Genomic DNA, 233 nt, shown 5'->3' with positions numbered 1-233 from the left:
ATTTCCAGGAGAATACTGAAACATGAACATGCACAAAAACACCCGTCTCACCCCGCACCACCGCCAAGCCATTTGGCTGGCCTACACGCAGGGGAAGGAAAGCGTCACCTCCCTGGCACGCCGCTACCAAGTCAGCCGCGTCACCATTTACCGCGCACTTAAAGCCGCAAGGGGCAGACTGCTCAAACCCCAAACCAGTACCAACAACCGTTTCAAACAGGCAAAGTACGGAA

General features: G+C 54.9%; 1 protein-coding gene. It reads left to right on the top strand.

Features of this window, described 5'->3' with window-relative positions; all coding sequences use genetic code 11:
- Positions 1-22: 22 nt before the first annotated feature.
- On the top strand, positions 23-233 hold a 211-nt coding region (locus tag ACTHUT_RS22435; RefSeq protein WP_440419336.1), incomplete at its 3' end, for a helix-turn-helix domain-containing protein.

This window comes from Neisseria sp. P0022.S010 (assembly GCF_051956635.1).
The sequence above is the reverse complement of the archived record's forward strand: the minus strand, read 5'-3'. Positions and strand labels throughout refer to the sequence as shown.